The sequence below is a fragment of the Sungkyunkwania multivorans genome (assembly GCF_042675645.1).
Taxonomy (GTDB): Bacteria; Bacteroidota; Bacteroidia; order Flavobacteriales; family Flavobacteriaceae; genus Sungkyunkwania; species Sungkyunkwania multivorans.
The window spans coordinates 559,451-576,923 of sequence record NZ_JBHTJH010000004.1 but is presented as its reverse complement, the minus strand read 5'-3'; the positions used below and the strand labels follow the sequence as shown (position 1 = coordinate 576,923).

The window sequence follows — 17,473 nt, the reverse complement described above, 5'->3', positions numbered from 1 at the left end:
GAACATAAAAGGCCCCCGTAATACGGAGGCCTCTTTTAATTTACAGATGTTTGATAATATTACTTACCTTCCATCTTATCTTTAAGTTCTTGTAAAGCATCGAGATCACCTAGCGTGGTCTTTTCTGCAGAAGAAGAAGCCTTCTTAGCTGCGGCTTTGACATTTCGCTGCTCTTCTTCTTTGAAGATAGCCGTATGCGATGCAACAACTCTTTTGAATTCTTTGTTAAATTCGATGATCACAAATTCTGCTTCCTCACCTTTTTTCAACTTCTTACCATCTTCTTTCTCTAAATGACGAGAAGGAACGAAGGCTACGATATCATCATTAAAGTTGATGGTAGCTCCTTTGTCCACGATCTCCGTAAGTTCGGCAGTGTGCTTCGTGCCTACTGCAAATTCGGTCTCGTACTTGTCCCAAGGATTCGTCGTGGTCTGCTTGTGACCTAAACTAAGTTTACGTCCTTCGACATCTAACTCTAAGACCACAACCTCTAGGTTATCGCCAACAGTCACAAAGTCTGATGGGTGCTTCACTTTCTTCGTCCATGAAAGGTCAGAGATATAGATCAACCCGTCGATACCTTCTTCCAACTCTACAAACACACCAAAGTTGGTGAAGTTGCGAACGATTCCTGTGTGTTTAGAACCTACAGGATATTTTGTAGTGATATCAGTCCATGGGTCTGGTGTCAATTGTTTGATACCAAGAGACATTTTTCGGTCTTCTCTATCCAACGTCAATATAACGGCTTCGATCTCATCGCCAACTTTTACGAAGTCTTGTGCCGAGCGTAAGTGCGTAGACCAAGACATTTCCGATACGTGGATCAATCCTTCAACACCTTCAGCAACTTCGATAAACGCACCATAATCAGCGATCACCACTACTCTACCTTTTACTTTATCACCAACTTTGAGCTCTTCTCCAAGTGCTTCCCATGGGTGCTGCTGTAATTGCTTAAGACCTAATTGGATTCTAGATTTGTTCTCGTCAAAATCCAAGATCACAACATTTAACTTCTGGTCTAGTTCAACAACCTCATTCGGGTGATTGATACGGCTCCAAGAAAGGTCCGTGATATGAATAAGACCATCTACACCACCAAGGTCGATGAATACACCGTAAGAAGTGATGTTCTTAACGATACCTTCTAATACTTGACCTTTTTCAAGCTGTCCGATGATCTCTTTTTTCTGCTCTTCGATATCTGCTTCAATAAGCGCTTTGTGCGAAACCACAACGTTCTTGAATTCGTGGTTGATCTTCACCACTTTAAACTCCATGGTCTTGTTCACATATTGATCGTAGTCACGGATAGGTTTCACATCGATCTGAGAACCTGGCAAGAATGCCTCGATACCAAATACGTCAACGATCATACCTCCCTTAGTTCTGCACTTTACAAAACCATTGACCACTTCACCATTGTCGTGCGCCGCATTTACGCGATCCCATGCCTTGATGGTACGTGCTTTTCTGTGAGAAAGTACCAACTGACCGGTTCTGTCCTCACGAACATCGATCAACACTTCTACTTTGTCTCCAACTTTTAGATCTGGGTTGTAACGAAACTCGTTCAATGAGATCACGCCTTCAGACTTTGCATTGATGTCGATGATCGCTTCTCTGTCTGTTAGGTGAATCACGGTTCCGTCCACGACCTCTTCGTCTGCAGTATCTACGAAATTCTCTTCTACGAGCTTTTCAAATTCTTCTAGTTTTGAATCTGCAACTGCCTCAATACCTTCTTCGTATTTTTCCCAGTTGAACTCTTTTAAAAATTGCTCAGGATTTACAGTTTCCTGAACGTCTGTTTTTGTTGTTTCTTCAGCCATTGCTGATGGTAACTTTGTATTCTGCCGTAATGTGGGACCAACGCGAACATCCGTACAGAAGTGGTTAAAAATAAAATGTTTAAAAATCCTTTTTGTCCACTACTCGCCAAAAGGTGTGCAAAAGTACCACTATTCTTTTTGATTTACAAAAAAATAGAAGGTATTTGAAGTGATTGAAATTCCCCTTATCCAAATGTATCATGCTACGGCCCTGAACAACTAAAGCTAACACTTCACCGACAAAAGCTGCATTTTATCTATTTTGATTGAAAGTATTGTCGTGTTAAAAAATTTTGGGATAAATGTGCTATCTTTGAGATTGAACATAAACTATTAAATACTTTATACCATGAGCGTAAAAGCAAAATACCAACCAGTACTGGACTTAGGAGAAAAGTTGAACATCCAAGATGGGGATGTAAGTGTGGAAGGAGATGTGCTGAAAATCAAAGGAACGGCCAACACACAGTATGAAAAGAACGTACTTTGGGACAAGATCAAAGAAATAGGAGGCGAGATGCCGTCTGATATCAAGGCGAACATTAAAGTGGCAGATGAGTCTGTCTATCACAGACATGTGGTACAAAAAGGAGAGACCCTTGGTAAGATCGCTAAGCATTACTATGGCGACGCCATGAAGTACAAGGAAATTTTTGCCGCAAACACAGACAAGTTAAAAAATCCAGACCTCATACATCCAGACCAGGAATTGGTGATTCCAAATCTATAAGATTACCATATCTATATAGAAAAAACCACGAATAATGATTATTCGTGGTTTTTTTATTTGTTGATGTTTCAAGCTCCTAACTAGGTCTTTGGTCAATGGTCATCGGTGACCTTTTTAATGATCCTTTTGGCATAATCATACACTCTGTCAAACTGCTCGTCGAGACCCATATCGCTATTATCGAATACAATGGCATCGGTTGCCTTGGTCAATGGAGAGTCTTTTCGAGTGCTGTCAATATGGTCACGTTCCTGAACATTCTTTAAGACCTCCTCGTATTGCACCTTATCGCCTCTTTCTAACAGTTCCTTGTAGCGACGTGTAGCGCGTTTTTCTGGTGAAGCGGTCATGAACAGCTTCAACTCAGCATCTGGAAAAACAACGGTTCCAATATCTCGTCCGTCCATTACAATGCCCTTGTCCTTTCCCATTTTTTGTTGTTGTGCAACTAGTAATTGGCGAACTTCGGAGATCGCTGCGATCTTACTTACCAAACGCGAAACCTCCATCGTGCGAATTTCCTTTTCCACATTCTTTCCGTTGAGATGCATTTCAGCAAAACCCAATGCTTCATTGTAAACGAATTTCAAGCGAATCGTTGGAAGCACCTTCAAAAAAGCTTGAACCTTAAACGTATCGGCATCTATAAACCCACCCTGCATTGCAAACAGTGTGACCGCGCGGTACATGGCACCGGTGTCCACGTAAACGTATTCAAGCGCTTTTGCCAATTGTTTTGCGATGGTGCTCTTCCCTGTAGAAGAATAACCATCAACCGCTATAGTGATCTTTTTCAATTATAAAATTTTTTAATGGCCTAGAGAAAATCGATCGCCAGACCAAAGAGTCCAGTATTTCCTGCGGTACTATATCTAGCATGAGTGTAGTTGAATCGAAGTCGATTCATCTTTAACCCAAAACCTGCAGAAATTCCTGCAAAGGTACGTTGATCGACGATACGAAGCTCTTCGGCCCTTCTGAAATTATATCCCAAACGAAGGCTAAAGGCTCTTTCTGGAAAAAGTTCAGCTCCAACGACGACATGTCTCAAGAACTCCTGTACAAAACCAACCTCTTCCTCGGCCACACCGCCATTTAGATTGAACTGTGCTCTATTTGGATTTGAAAATGATAAATTCCAATTCTGAAGATTCTCAAAGGTAAGGTGCCAACGCACCGGAACATTCTGCAAACGTTGTGAAAGCCCCAATGAGACTTCGAACGGGAGATTTTCCTTTACCTCGTTATAGGGTGTTAGCTGAGCTCCAAAATTCCTGACCACCAAGGCCGCGTTGAATCCTTTTTCCTCATCCCGATAAAAGACACCTACATCAATGGCCGCACCAAAGGAACTAAACTGTTCTAACCTAGAAGAAATGACCTTGGCATTGGCTCCTATGTGAAATTTGGTCCATGGAATATTTTTTGCATAGCCAACGGAAAGCGCGACCTCATTCCCTGTAAAGTCGCCCGTGGGGTTACCTTGCTCGTCTCGACCATCGAACGTACCATAATTGATATAAGTGACCCCAGCAAAGAAGGTGTTTTCCCGTCCGTCCCAGCTATAGGCATAGGCTGCAGAACCATAGTTGATATCCCCAAGGTAATTAACATAGTTCAATGCAAGTTTGTTGTCCATTTCTATATTGATACTGGCCGGATTGAAAAGCGCCTGCGACACATCATGATCATAATTGGTGATGACCTTTCCACCGAGCGCGGCTTGTCTTGGAGAAGATACAAGATTTAGGAATTGGTATGTAGTTCGTCCTCCGATTTGGGCAAGAGATAGGGCTGAAAGTAGTAAGAAAAAGTAAAAAGGTATCCTTTTCTGCATGGGCGCAAAAATAACTAATCTTTATTGAAAACGACTTGAGGCATTAAATATTTTCCGTGCAGCACAATAAAAAAATCCGAAAGCGAACTTTCGGATTTTATTTGGCCACTCTGTTCTTAGAGTTTTTTTGCGTTCTTCACATTCTGGTTCGTAATGGCGACCTCGATCACCTCGCTCATCTCCGTTACATAATGAAATTTCAACCCTTTGAGATATTCTGGCTTGATCTCTAGAATATCTTTTCGGTTATCCTCACAAAGAACGATCTCTTTTATTCTTGCTCGTTTGGCGGCCAATATCTTCTCCTTGATACCACCCACTGGAAGCACCTTGCCTCGCAAGGTGATCTCTCCGGTCATGGCCAAACTCTTTTTCACCTTTTTTTGTGTAAACAAAGAGACCAAAGAGGTCAGCATGGTAATTCCAGCGCTAGGACCATCCTTTGGAGTAGCCCCTTCAGGCACATGAATGTGCACGTTGTACTTCTCAAAGATGTCGGGGTCGATCCCTAATTCTTCAGCATTGGATTTTATGTATTCCAAAGCGATGGTAGCGGATTCTTTCATCACTTTTCCGAGGTTACCAGTAATATTCATGGTCCCCTTTCCTTTGGATAGGATCGATTCGATAAAAAGGATATCTCCACCAACGCTGGTCCAAGCCAGTCCTGTTACCACTCCCGCAATATCGTTGTTCTCATATTTATCTCTTTCCATTCGAGCAGGGCCTAAAACCTTCTCGATGTCTTCATCGGTCACCTTTACATTATATTCCTCCTCCATGGCAATGGATTTTGCAGCATGTCTTACCATTTTGGCCACCTGCTTCTCCAAGCCTCTTACACCAGATTCCCGGGTATAGCCCTCAACGATCCTCTCTAGCTGCTTTTTGCCGATCTTCAGCTGTTCTTTCTTCAGCCCATGTTCTTCTAGCTGCTTAGGAAGTAGATGACGCTTAGCGATCTCCACTTTCTCTTCGATGGTGTATCCAGTAACATTGATAATTTCCATCCGATCCCTCAAAGCCGGCTGGATCGTGGCCAAACTGTTTGCCGTTGCAATAAACATCACTTTGGAAAGGTCATAACCCATTTCCAAGAAATTATCATAGAATTCAGTGTTCTGTTCAGGGTCCAAGACTTCCAACATCGCGGAGGAAGGGTCGCCTTGATGACTGTTGGACAACTTGTCGATCTCATCGAGTACAAAGACCGGATTGGAGGTTCCCGCCTTTTTTATACTTTGTAGCAGTCTTCCTGGCATTGCACCGATATAGGTCTTTCGATGTCCGCGTATTTCGGCCTCATCTCGTAATCCTCCCAAAGACATTCGTACGTATTCTCTGCCCAAAGCCTCGGCAATGGATTTCCCCAGAGAGGTCTTTCCCACACCTGGAGGGCCATACAAACAGAGTATAGGTGATTTCATGTCATTCCTAAGTTTCAAAACGGCCAGATACTCGATGATCCTGCGTTTCACATCTTCCAACCCATAATGGTCGCGATCCAGTATCTTCTGTGCTCTTTTCAGGTCAAAAATATCCTTGGAATACTTGTCCCAGGGAAGTTCGAGAAACAATTCTAAATAATTGCGTTGAATTGAATACTCCGCAACTTGCGGGTTCATCCGTTGCATCTTATTCAGCTCTTTTAGAAAGTGTTCTTTGACCTTTTTGCTCCACTTCTTCTCCCTTCCCTTTGCTCGCATCTCCTCTATCTCCTGCTCAGAGGATACGCCCCCCAATTCTTCTTGGATGGTCTTCATTTGCTGATGAAGAAAGTATTCTCGTTGTTGTTGGTCTAAGTCACTACGCACCTTAGATTGAATATCTTGTTTCAATTCTAGCTTCTGTAGCTCTGTATTCATGAATTTCAATGTTGCCAACGCACGTTCTTTAAGATCGTGTATCGCCAAGAGCTGTTGTTTCTCCGCTACAGTGATATTCATATTGGATGATACAAAATTGATCAGGAATGAACTGCTTTCGATATTCTTGATCGCAAAGGATGCTTCTGAGGGTATATTTGGATTCTCCTTGATGATCTGCAAGGCGATGTCCTTGATTGATTCGATAATCGCTGAAAACTCCTTATCTGTATGTGGTGGTTTAGACTCTTCCACCTCTCGTACCGTAGAGGTGATGTAAGGCTCTGTGGTCAATACCTCGGCAACCTCAAATCGTTTTTTCCCTTGAATGATCACCGTGGTATTTCCATCTGGCATTTTGAGCACTCTAAGGATACGTGCTACCGTACCCAAGGTGTTGATATCTTCAATTTCAGGGTCTTCTATAGACTCGTCCTTTTGAGAAACCACACCGATGGCCTTACTTCCGTTATTTGCATCTTTGATGAGTTTTATGGACTTGTCCCTGCCAGCAGTGATAGGAATGACCACTCCTGGGAATAACACCGTGTTTCGCAAGGGTAATATAGGAAGTGATTTTGGAAGCGGCTCTTTCGCAATCTCCTCCTCATCTTCTGGCGTCATCAACGGTATCAACTCTGCATCATCTTGCATTTCTTGTAATGACAAGTTGTCAATCGATAAAAATTTTGTCTTCGTCATATGAGTATTTAGGTCAAACTGTCACTATTTCCAGTCGCCTATCATTTTTTTTAATTAGTCTTTTAAACCTTGGAACCTTTCAATATCACTGAATATGTGAATAATCATGGTTCTGGATACTCTATATAGTCAATTCTTGTGCCAACCTCAATTTGGACAGCACACAATAGCAACATCTTGGTCAGTGCATTTTATTTCGGAACAAAAACACCAACCGTAATAGTATCTCTATGGACTCTTGGTTGCGTCAGAATAACAAACGAATGTATATTCTAAAATCTGAAACATCATTTTTTTGGAAAAAGTGTAACAAAGAATCTGTAACTTCATCTTTACTACAAATTGCAAGATTTTTTGAGCCAACCAACGATACATACTGAGCAATTATTACAGGCGTGCAAAAGAGGTGAGACCAAAGCACAAATGGAACTTTACAATCGCTATTACAAGGCCATGTACAACACTGCAGTGCGCATTGTAAAAGATCCCATGGAAGCCGAAGATGTGATGCAAGAGTCGTTTTTAAACGCGTTTACGAAACTTGACACTTTTAGAGGTGGAGTGACATTTGGAGCCTGGATGAAGCGTATAGTAATAAACAACAGTATCTATCATTACAAAAAGAAGCGACGTATCGAAGAAATTCCTTTGGATACCGTAATGTACAGGGTCGAAGATAACGACGGAATTGCTTCGGACAATCATGAGTTAGAAAACGTACAGGCTCAGAAAGTTTTGCAGACCATGAAAACTCTAAAAGACAATTACAGAGTTTCTTTGACCCTCTTTTTGATCGAGGGTTATGATTACGAGGAGATTGGGGAGATCATGGGAATAAGCTATGCGAATTGCCGCACGATGATCTCTCGCGCTAAGGAGAGTTTAAGAAAAAAGTTAATCGAAGTACCAATATGAAACAAAACGACCATATAGAAACGCTTTTTGAGCGATTGGATGGGCAGTTCGACACTGCCGAGCCTAGAATTGGACATCAGCAAAGGTTTTTGGAAAAGCTGCATGCTGGCCATGAGTCCAGCGTAGTTTCTAACAAGCAAAGCTTTAACTGGTGGAAACCACTGGCGATCGCGGCATCCTTTGCACTTGTGCTTGGCTTCTTCATCGGAAAATCAGTGTTGCAGCCAACCAATGAATTGGCCGATATCTCACCCCAACTTCAGGAAACGCAATTCTTCTTCTCGTCCTTGATCGAGACCGAATTGAAGAAGGTAAAACTCGAAGAGAATGATGATAACAGAGAGATCATAGCGGACGCACTTGACCAACTGAATAAACTTGAAGTGGATTATGAAATATTGAAACAGGAATTATTGGAAAACGGGGATGATAAGCGCTTGGTGCATGCGATGATCACCAACTTCCAAAATAGAATAACACTCTTGGAAAACGTACTGCAACGTATTGAAGCAGTGAAACAATTTAAAAATAATAGCAATGAAGACAATATTATATAGAACGGTTTGCATCCTTTTGATGATCCCATCGATGATGATGGCCAATCACGACAAATGGAAAGGAAAATATACGAAAGAGAAAAAGATCAAAAAAGAATTCAATGTGAATGCAGATGCCCTGTTGAAGTTGAACAACAGTTATGGGAATCTCTACCTGACCTCCTGGGATCAGAACAAAGTAGTGATCGAAGTACATGTAAAGACCAATGGAAATAACGAGGAGAAGGTTCAAAAGAAACTTGATGAGATAGATGTACAATTTGAAGGTAGCAGTCAAATGGTCTATGCCAAAACCATCTTTAACAAGAACAAGAAGAGTTCGTGGTGGAAATGGAGCGATAGCAACAGTGTACATATGGAGATCAATTATACAGTGAAGGTACCCATTACCAATAATGTAGACTTGAATAACGATTATGGAAGTATCAGCTTGGATAGACTTCAAGGACGTGCAGACATTAGTTGTGATTATGGGAAGATCGATATTGGAGAGTTATTGGCAAATGACAACAAACTTTCATTTGATTATACATCGGGTTCATCCATCTCATACATGAAAAATGGAAAGATCAATGCTGATTACTCTGGGTTTACCCTGGAAAAAGCAGAAAATTTGGTGATCAGTGCCGACTATACCAATTCGAAGATCGGACAAGCAAAAAGCCTCACCTACTCTTGTGACTATGGCAATATCACTATCGACGAGATCGACAATCTAAAGGGCTCTGGAGATTATATTACCACCAGAATCGGGAAGGTGCACGGTAATGTAGACATTTCTTCAGATTATGGGTCGATCAAGATCGAAGAGATGGCCTCAGATGCTGGCAATGTCGATATCCGCTCAGATTACACAGGGATCAGGATCGGATACGCTACCGACTATTATTTCGATTTTGAAGTTCGCTTAGACTATGCCGGTTTTAAGGGTAAAGATGACCTGCAGTTCAAAATCAAAAGAGTAGATGGTTCGGACAAATATTATACAGGATATCATGGCAGGGAAAATAGTGGGAATAGGATGACCATAACGGCCGATTATGGCAGCATCACTCTAAATAAAAATTAAATCGATCAATAACTAAAATATCAAACAATGAACTTTTTGAGCAGAAATCTAGAATTACGTATCAACAGAAGAAGCCTAGTGAACAAGGCGTTTTCAACACTATTTATCGGTCTTTTGACGATATCAGCAGCCAACGCACAATGGTGGGGTGGAAAAAAGATAAAGGGAAATGGCAAGGTCGTCACAGAAACGCGAAACGTAGGCAGTTACGATAAAGTGGCCGTAGCGGGTTCTTTCGATGTCGAATTGGTAGCTGGAAATGAAGGGAAACTCACCCTAAAAGGGGAAGAGAACTTACTGGAGTACATCGTCACAGAAGTGGATGGAGACAAGCTGAAAATAAAGACCGAGAAGGGAATCAACATTCAACCTTCTAGAAATACTGTCCTACTGATCACCGTTCCATTCAAAGACATCAGCATGGTCTCGCTTGCTGGTAGCGGTGATGTTGTTGGAAAATCCAGAATAAAAGCAGATAATTTTAAAACAAGCCTCTCTGGATCCGGTGATGTTTCACTCGAAGTTGATGCTAACGAAGTTAAGGCGAATCTCGCAGGATCGGGTGATATCGAGTTGAGCGGAACAGCCAATAGCGTGGATATTAGCTTGGCAGGATCGGGTGATATCGATGCCTATGGTCTTAAATCAAAAACTGCAGAGGTTTCCGTTTCGGGGTCTGGAGACGTAAATGTCTATTGTAGCGAAGCCATTAAAGCTCGAGTAGTTGGATCAGGGGATATTTCATACCGAGGTAATCCAGAAAAACAAGATACCAAGGCGGTCGGTTCTGGAGACATCTCTAGCAATTAAAGACAAAACCAAACAACCAGCCAATAAAAAGCCCCTTCGATGAAGGGGCTTTATTTTTTAATATTGAATCATCTTTTGTTTATTGATAAACGAGGTCGAAGCTTCCGTCAGATACCGTATATGGCCCAGTGCTGTCCATCAGTTGGGGTTGCGCTGTAAAGCTAAAGGTACCTACGATATGTTTTGCCTCGATGTCATGAAATGTGATAAGCAAGGTGCCTGGATTCGATGTGTTGATGTCGAGTCCTCCCAAAGAATAGGTCCCCACCACATCATCACTAGACGAAGCGGCATTTACCATAGTTTGGGTGCCCACGGCGATATCCGCCGGCATCGAAATAACAATATTCTGATCGGTATTCCTGGTTGCGGTCATTGTCAGTACTTCACTACCCGCAGTACCAGAGACATTGCCGCCAAATGATTCTTCCACAAACTCAACACCATCGATCCGAGCAAAGAACGCATCCTGTCCACCATTGCCCCCTAAGGTGGTCACAAAGGCTATCTTACTAAATTCTCCATCCGTGAATTCTTTGGACCCTCCAGCTCCATCATTTCCTGTGAAATTGAAGGTCCCAGAGATCACATTGCTTTGTGTATCCAACTCCGTTATCACCACTTGACCTTGCGGTGTGCCGCCATCGGTGGTCGCTGAAAGTGGCGTGGCACTCGAACTTGCCCTATATGTGGCATTATTTGGAAGTCCATCGATCGAAATTCCAAACTGGTAAGTTCCAGTCCCGTTGGCATAGAAACTCAGCGATACCGATTCTCCATTGGTACCGCGGGCACCTGTGATGTTCACCAATCCTCCGACAACGCTGGCAGTGGTATTGTCCGATGTAAAAGTAGCTCCATCAAAATCCATTCTAAAAAAAGGGTCATCATTCCCACCATCGGGATCACCACCTCCGTCGGGATCCCCGCCCAAGAATTCTCCACTGCCAAGAACATCTTCATTGATCTCCTCGGTACAAGAATGCATTGCGAATATCAATAGAAAAACCATCGAAAGGCGAACGATTATTTTTGGGGCTAAGCTCATAAGAAAAATTTTAAAAAAGTTGGTAAATATACATCAATTATCAACAACGCTTTCTTCTTTAGGCACCATCATTAGTAAAAGAAAGCCTATTATAAAGAATACGATCAAAGCGAGGATCGAGGATCGAATGCTACCCGTAATTCCTTCAATATAACCAAAAACGAACAGCCCGATGATCAATCCTATCTTTTCTGAAACGTCATAAAAGCTAAAATATGATGCGGTATCTTGAGTATTTGGTGGAAGAAATTTTGAATAGGTCGATCTCGATAATGCTTGTATGGCACCCATGACCAATCCAACAAAAGCTGCAATGATATAGAATTGTAGCGGTGTTTCTACAAAATAACCCACTACACAGAGGGCTGCCCAAAATCCTACAACGATCTTCAAAGCATTCAGGTTTCCAATTTTGCCAGAGACTTTGGCCAACAGTTGTGCTCCGGCGACCCCCAAAAATTGAATCAACAACATGCTAACAATGAGTCCTTGGGTTTTCTCTCCTTCTGCCCAGGCAACTTCCTTGGCTGCGAAGTATACCGCAGCAAGCATTACTGTTTGAACGCCCATACTGTACACAAAGAAAGCCCGCAAATAGCGCTTTAGGCGTTTGGTGTGTTCGAGTCCCTTAAAGGTTTTGTAAAGCTCTCTATAGCCATTCAATAGTAATTTTCCTTTGACCTTCACTCCTGTTTTCACATTGGGAAGACGTCTATAGGTGATCTGGCTAAAACCGATCCACCATATTCCTGTGAGGATAAACGACATTTTGGCGGCTTCTCCTTCGGCCAGTCCTAAACTTTCATGACCAAGTGTGATAGCCAAGGAGATGAGCAAAAGAATGACGCTTCCAATATAGCCCATGGAGAATCCTTTGGCACTGATGGCATCGTGCTCCGCAGGTTCGGCAATTTCGGGTAGGTATGAATTATAGAATACCAAACTTCCCCAAAATCCGACACTGGCAAACAAATAGCAGGTCAATCCAAAAATTGGATGCTCCACATCGAAAAAATAGAGGCCGATACACGAGAGTGCCCCTAAATAACAGAAAAATTTTAGGAAGGTCTTTTTGTGCCCGGCATAATCTGCAATTCCTGAAAGGAACGGTGATACGATACTTACTATTAAAAAACTAAGCGCCCCAACATAGTTGATCAACTCGGTGTTGATGAACTCATAACCAAATACTTCGATCTTGCCACCGATGGCTTCGGTTGCACCTTCATAGTATATTGGAAAAATTGCCGTGGTTATCACCAGAGGATACACAGAATTGGCCCAATCATAAAATATCCAAGCGTTTATGGTCTTCTTATCGCCTTTTACTATCGTTGTTGTACGCATATTTTATCAAAAAAAGGTCGTGCAAAAAGCACGACCTCGAATATAGGACTTTATTTTTTCTCTAAATTTTATTTATCGGCTTAAAGGAGGTGACTCCAAATTTTCTCGCTTCTTCTTTGGCTGCTGGTGCCCATGCCTTTAGATTATTGATTCTAGTATCGTTGGACGGGTGTGTGCTAAGAAACTCTGGTGGTGCCTGTCCCCCACTTTTGGCTTTCATGCGCTGCCATAGTCGCGCTGCCTCTTCTGGATTGTAACCAGCGATCGCCATGATCTGTAAACCGATCCTGTCTGCTTCGGTTTCATGGCTTCGGCTAAAGGGCAACATCACTCCTACTGCAGAACCAACACCATACGCCTGATTGAACAACGCCCGGTCTCTTTCGTCTTTAATTGCGATATTACCTGCCACAGCACCGACCTGTTGCAACATCCCAGCACTCATTCGTTGTTGCCCATGATTTGCCAAGGCGTGTGCAACCTCGTGGCCCATAATAGCCGCTACACCAGTCTCATTCTCTGCAATTGGTAAGATACCCGTATAGAATACGATCTTTCCTCCTGGCATACACCAAGCGTTTACAGTTTCGGAATCAATGAGATTATACTCCCACTTATAATCCTTTAGATATCCTTGATAACCATTGGCATTCAACCATCTTTCGGCAGCGGTGGAGATGCGCTGACCTACTGTAGTTATCATTTTTGCATCCTTCGTATCCTCGATCACCTTATTCTCACTCAAGAACTGATCATACTGTGCGAAAGCCGTTGGAAATAATTGAGAATTTGGCACCAAGGCCAAGGTTTTCTTTCCTGTGAACGGATTTGTCTTGCACGAAAGCATTAAAAAAATAATACTTAGGATTATTGGTAATTTTTTCATTTTTTGGGTTTTTAAAATCACTATCGTAAAGTTACGAAAACTGCATTTATTCCCCGATAAAGTGGAGTTCGGTAAAATTCTTATCGATGAGCAGTGTATTATCGCCGTTTAACTTCACTTTTTCAAAGGGAATCTCCTCATTGTCGAACTCTATGGTTTTTACCTTAAACGGTAGGCCATGAAGTTTTATTTTGAAATTTTCATAAGAGGTGATGAATTTACCTTCTTTATGCTGTTGAATGATCAGCTCATTGCTTTTCCCAGTGAGCTTAAATTTGCGTAAGCTGTATCGGCCTTTCTTATAATCGTAGCCATCCTGGGCATCTTCATAGACCATCGATTGCTCTTTCCCATGTTTATAATATACCTCCAAGGTAAGCTCTTCTATCTCTTTTTCACCTACATACTGCTGTACAGGATACTTTGGTACTATGGCACCCTCTTTTACGAACAGCGGAATCTTGTCTAGATCGGCCACGACCCAATGCTCCTTTCCGCCATCGATGATCTCGTCATTCCAATAGTTATACCATTTTCCTCTAGGGATATACATACGTCTTCCTTGAGCATTTGGCTCCAATACTGGGCATACCAGAAAATGGTGACCAAAGATAAATTCGTCGGTACGATAATGTGTTTGGGGGTCTTCTTGATCATAATAGACCAAAGCTTTTAACATGGGCACTCCCTCATCTACATATTCTTTGAACATGGTATATAAATACGGAAGCAACTCATATCGTAGTTCGATAAAATTACGAGCGATGTCGGTGACCTCGTCGCTAAAGGACCAAGGTTCTTGTTCGCCATGATCTCCGGAAGAATGCGTTCTACAAAATGGATGAAATACCCCCAGTTGAATGTAGCGCGCATACAACTCACCTGTTGGCTGCTCGGCAAAACCACCAATGTCTGTGCCTGTAAAGGACATTCCCGATAGACACATTCGTTGCACCTGAATATTAGCGATCCACAAATGCTCCCACGTTGCCACATTATCTCCTGTCCACGACGAAGTGTAGCGCTGAGCCCCAGAATATGCGGAACGAGTGATCACAAAAGGACGTTTGGGATAAGCGAACCGCTTGATGCCTTCATAGGTGGCACGGGCCATCTGTGTACCATAGACATTATGTGCCTTCCGATGGCTGCATGGATGGCCGTCATAGTCGTGCCTTACATCCAGCGGAAATGTCTTTGTGGGAACTTCCATCACGGCGGGTTCATTCATATCGTTCCAAACCCCTTTTACACCGATATCGCTGATCAGCTCTTTGTACAATCCTGCCCACCATTCGCGTACTTCGGGATTGGTGAAATCTGGAAAATTACATTCCCCTGGCCAAACCTTTCCACGCATCAAAGGGCCGTCTGCTCGCTTACAGAAATAATCGTTTTCAATCGCCTGTTGATAGATGTCATAGTCCTTATCGATCTTGATCCCCGGATCGATGATCACCACTGTTTTGAATCCATCTTCTTTAAGTTCATCGACCATACGCTTTGGGTCAGGGAAATATTCCTTGTTCCAAGTAAAACAGCGAAAACCTTCCATATAGTCGATATCCAAATAAATGGCATCGCAAGGAATCTTAAGTTCTCGAAATTTATCCGTGACCTCCTTTACTTTGCTTTCAGGATAATAACTCCATTTGCATTGGTGGTATCCCAAGGTCCATAATGGTGGTAGCTCTGGCTTTCCGGTAAGATCGGTATAACTGGTGACCACCTGCTCCATATTTGGTCCGTAGATGAAATAATAGTTCATCTCCCCGCCTTCTGCCCAGAAACTGGTGACATTTCTTCGTTCTTGACAGAAATCAAAATAGGTCCTGAACGTATTGTCAAAAAATATCCCATAAGAAATATTATCGTGTAAAGCGGTATAAAAAGGCACTGACTTATACAAGGGGTCTTGGTCCTTTCCGAACGCATATTGGTCGGTTGCCCAATTCTGTACTCTTTTGCCTTTTAGGTTGAAGTGCATAGGCTTATCTCCCAATCCATAATAGCTCTCGGCCTTTTGGGCGATCTTTGACATTTTTACAATGTTCCCTCCGCTTTCGTAGTCGTACTCCCAGTGAAAACCACTCTCCTCGTCACATATGAGTGCCCCATCGACATCATAAATGGTCTTCTTCAGATTGACCTTAGCGATATGGCAGACCAATTTGGCTGTTTTGATCACAAAGGCATAGGTGTTTTCTTCAAACTCCAAGTGATTATAGCCCGTGGAGGCCTGGTCATCGATCGCATATGAAAAATCAGGTTCAAAATTACCTTCAGTGGCATATCGAAATCGCAAAACACTATCGCGAATTACTTTGACCTGTAGCAGCACATTGTTGGCCGTTGTAAAGGTGAAGGTGTCCGCATCTCTTTGATGCGAAACTATATTATTGGGAAAAACATTACCCTTCTGTTCCAGTTCGGTGTTAGTTATCATCGGTATTCCTTTTCATTTAAGCAAACCAAAGGAAGTATTTTTAGATCAGAACTCAAAGGTTTAAGGCCTTGATTTATTATAGAAAATCAACGAAAACGGTTTCGTTCAGAATTAGCATAAAGGAATCTGTTAACCTGACTTGAACAACATTTAATTTCCTCAAAATATGCTAACTTCGTTGAATAGCTTTACCGAATGGAACAAATAACCGACGAACGGGTCCGAATGGTTTTTGAACAATATCCCAATCCTGTAAAGAAAAAATTACTTTTTCTGAGAGCGTTGATCCTAGATACCGCAGCGAACATCGATGCAACTGACCCACTCGAAGAAACGCTAAAATGGGGAGAACCAAGTTACCTTGCAAAAAATGGTAGCACCATACGGATCGATTGGAAAGAGAAGGACCCCGAGCATTATGCCATCTATTTTAAGTGCACTTCGAAACTAGTCCCTACCTTCAAAGAACTCTACAGCGATGTTTTTAGATTTGAAGGGGATCGCGCATTGCTATTTGAACTCAACGCTAAGATCCCTGAGAAGGAATTAAGGCATTGCATCACTATGGCACTGTTGTATCACAAGTTAAAGCATCTACCCTTGTTAGGGGCTTCGCAAAGATATTCTTGAATGGCTATTAAATATGATAAAATAGGAATTGGTTATAACCGCACCCGCAAAGCGGATCATTATCTTAGCGAGCGCTTATATCATCATCTAGATCCTAAAGAAAAAGGATCGTATCTCGACATTGGCTGCGGAACAGGAAATTACTCCAATGCCCTATTCGAAAAGGGAGTGCATTTTATTGGCATCGATCCCTCAGAAAAGATGCTTCAAAAGGCAAGGTCAAAAAATGCAAATATCGATTGGCGCCTAGCATCTGCTGAAAAGACCAAGCTACATGACAACAGTGTCGATGGCATCATTGCAACATTGACCACCCATCATTGGAAAAATCTCAATAAAGCCTTTTGTGAACTGAGCCGTATTCTGAAGAGGCATGGTCGCATCGTCATCTTCACGTCGACACCCAAACAGATGCAAGGATATTGGCTACGTCATTACTTCCCAAAAATGCTGAGCGACTCTATTGCCCAAATGCCAACACTTGAGAAAACAATAACGGCAATGGTAGAGGCGGGACTTGAGATAATCGATACCGAAAAATATTTTGTGAGACCAGACCTCGAAGATCAATTCCTCTATTGTGGTAAACAAGACCCCAAACTCTATTTGCAGAAGGAGACAAGAAATGGTATTTCTTCCTTCTCGTCTCTGGCCAATTCTCAGGAAGTATCGCAAGGCCTTTTGAGATTGCAGGCGGATATCGAAAGTGGTAATATTGACACTATCATGAGGTCCTACGAAAATGATCTGGGAGATTATTTATTCATCATAGGACAACTCAAGTAAGTAATTA

At 42.3% G+C, this 17,473-nt stretch carries 15 protein-coding genes; 7 read left to right on the top strand and 8 right to left on the bottom strand.

The genetic code is table 11. From position 1 onward, the window contains the following. Positions 1–59: 59 nt before the first annotated feature. Positions 60–1,838, bottom strand: coding sequence for a 30S ribosomal protein S1 (rpsA, locus tag ACFQ1M_RS05520; protein ID WP_386405076.1), 1,779 nt, complete (start codon positions 1,836–1,838; stop codon positions 60–62). A 349-nt stretch (positions 1,839–2,187) separates the two neighbouring features. Between rpsA and ACFQ1M_RS05515 the strand changes: the two genes are divergently transcribed. After that, positions 2,188–2,568: a LysM peptidoglycan-binding domain-containing protein gene (locus ACFQ1M_RS05515; protein ID WP_386405073.1), complete on the top strand. Its 381-nt coding sequence runs from the start codon at positions 2,188–2,190 to the stop codon at positions 2,566–2,568. Positions 2,569–2,660: 92 nt separating this feature from the next. On the opposite strand, the gene cmk is transcribed toward ACFQ1M_RS05515, so the two are convergent. From cmk to lon, 3 genes are all read right to left on the bottom strand, one after another. Continuing rightward, entirely contained in the window at positions 2,661–3,365 is a 705-nt protein-coding gene (gene cmk, locus ACFQ1M_RS05510; RefSeq protein ID WP_386405070.1) for a (d)CMP kinase, read from the bottom strand. 20 nt (positions 3,366–3,385) lie between these two features. Beyond that, positions 3,386–4,405, bottom strand: a complete 1,020-nt coding sequence (gene porQ / locus ACFQ1M_RS05505) for a type IX secretion system protein PorQ (RefSeq protein WP_386405067.1) — start codon at positions 4,403–4,405, stop codon at positions 3,386–3,388. 116 nt (positions 4,406–4,521) lie between these two features. Continuing rightward, complete coding sequence (lon, locus tag ACFQ1M_RS05500) at positions 4,522–6,972, bottom strand: endopeptidase La (RefSeq protein ID WP_386405064.1); 2,451 nt, start codon at positions 6,970–6,972, stop codon at positions 4,522–4,524. Between the two features lie 354 nt (positions 6,973–7,326). Between lon and ACFQ1M_RS05495 the strand changes: the two genes are divergently transcribed. The 4 genes from ACFQ1M_RS05495 to ACFQ1M_RS05480 are packed head-to-tail and all read left to right on the top strand — an operon-like array spanning position 7,327 to position 10,323. After that, positions 7,327–7,887 carry an RNA polymerase sigma factor gene (locus tag ACFQ1M_RS05495; protein ID WP_386405062.1) on the top strand — a complete coding sequence of 187 codons (561 nt, stop codon included), beginning with the start codon at positions 7,327–7,329 and terminating at the stop codon, positions 7,885–7,887. Beyond that, the gene (locus ACFQ1M_RS05490) at positions 7,884–8,444 is read left to right on the top strand and encodes a hypothetical protein (RefSeq protein WP_386405059.1); all 561 of its coding nucleotides are present in this window, start codon (positions 7,884–7,886) and stop codon (positions 8,442–8,444) included. Before ACFQ1M_RS05495 ends, ACFQ1M_RS05490 begins: the two co-directional genes overlap by 4 nt. Next, entirely contained in the window at positions 8,425–9,513 is a 1,089-nt protein-coding gene (locus tag ACFQ1M_RS05485) for a hypothetical protein (RefSeq protein WP_386405056.1), read from the top strand. The genes ACFQ1M_RS05490 and ACFQ1M_RS05485 overlap by 20 nt, the downstream gene beginning before the upstream one ends. Positions 9,514–9,540: 27 nt before the next feature. Continuing rightward, positions 9,541–10,323, top strand: a complete 783-nt coding sequence (locus ACFQ1M_RS05480) for a head GIN domain-containing protein (RefSeq protein WP_386405053.1) — start codon at positions 9,541–9,543, stop codon at positions 10,321–10,323. A 79-nt stretch (positions 10,324–10,402) separates the two neighbouring features. Here the strand turns inward: ACFQ1M_RS05480 and ACFQ1M_RS05475 are convergent, their stop codons facing one another. From ACFQ1M_RS05475 to ACFQ1M_RS05460, 4 genes are all read right to left on the bottom strand, one after another. Further along, on the bottom strand, positions 10,403–11,371 hold the full coding sequence (locus ACFQ1M_RS05475) for a DUF6252 family protein (RefSeq protein ID WP_386405050.1): 969 nt from the start codon (positions 11,369–11,371) through the stop codon (positions 10,403–10,405). Positions 11,372–11,404: 33 nt separating this feature from the next. Next, positions 11,405–12,718 carry an MFS transporter gene (locus ACFQ1M_RS05470; RefSeq protein WP_386405047.1) on the bottom strand — a complete coding sequence of 438 codons (1,314 nt, stop codon included), beginning with the start codon at positions 12,716–12,718 and terminating at the stop codon, positions 11,405–11,407. Positions 12,719–12,779: 61 nt separating this feature from the next. Further along, complete coding sequence (locus ACFQ1M_RS05465) at positions 12,780–13,604, bottom strand: M48 family metallopeptidase (RefSeq protein WP_386405044.1); 825 nt, start codon at positions 13,602–13,604, stop codon at positions 12,780–12,782. 46 nt (positions 13,605–13,650) lie between these two features. Continuing rightward, positions 13,651–16,050, bottom strand: a complete 2,400-nt coding sequence (locus tag ACFQ1M_RS05460) for a glycoside hydrolase family 31 protein (RefSeq protein ID WP_386405041.1) — start codon at positions 16,048–16,050, stop codon at positions 13,651–13,653. A 195-nt stretch (positions 16,051–16,245) separates the two neighbouring features. Between ACFQ1M_RS05460 and ACFQ1M_RS05455 the strand changes: the two genes are divergently transcribed. Beyond that, the gene (locus ACFQ1M_RS05455; protein ID WP_386405038.1) at positions 16,246–16,680 is read left to right on the top strand and encodes a DUF1801 domain-containing protein; all 435 of its coding nucleotides are present in this window, start codon (positions 16,246–16,248) and stop codon (positions 16,678–16,680) included. Further along, complete coding sequence (locus tag ACFQ1M_RS05450; RefSeq protein ID WP_386405035.1) at positions 16,681–17,466, top strand: class I SAM-dependent methyltransferase; 786 nt, start codon at positions 16,681–16,683, stop codon at positions 17,464–17,466. Positions 17,467–17,473 lie beyond the last annotated feature (7 nt).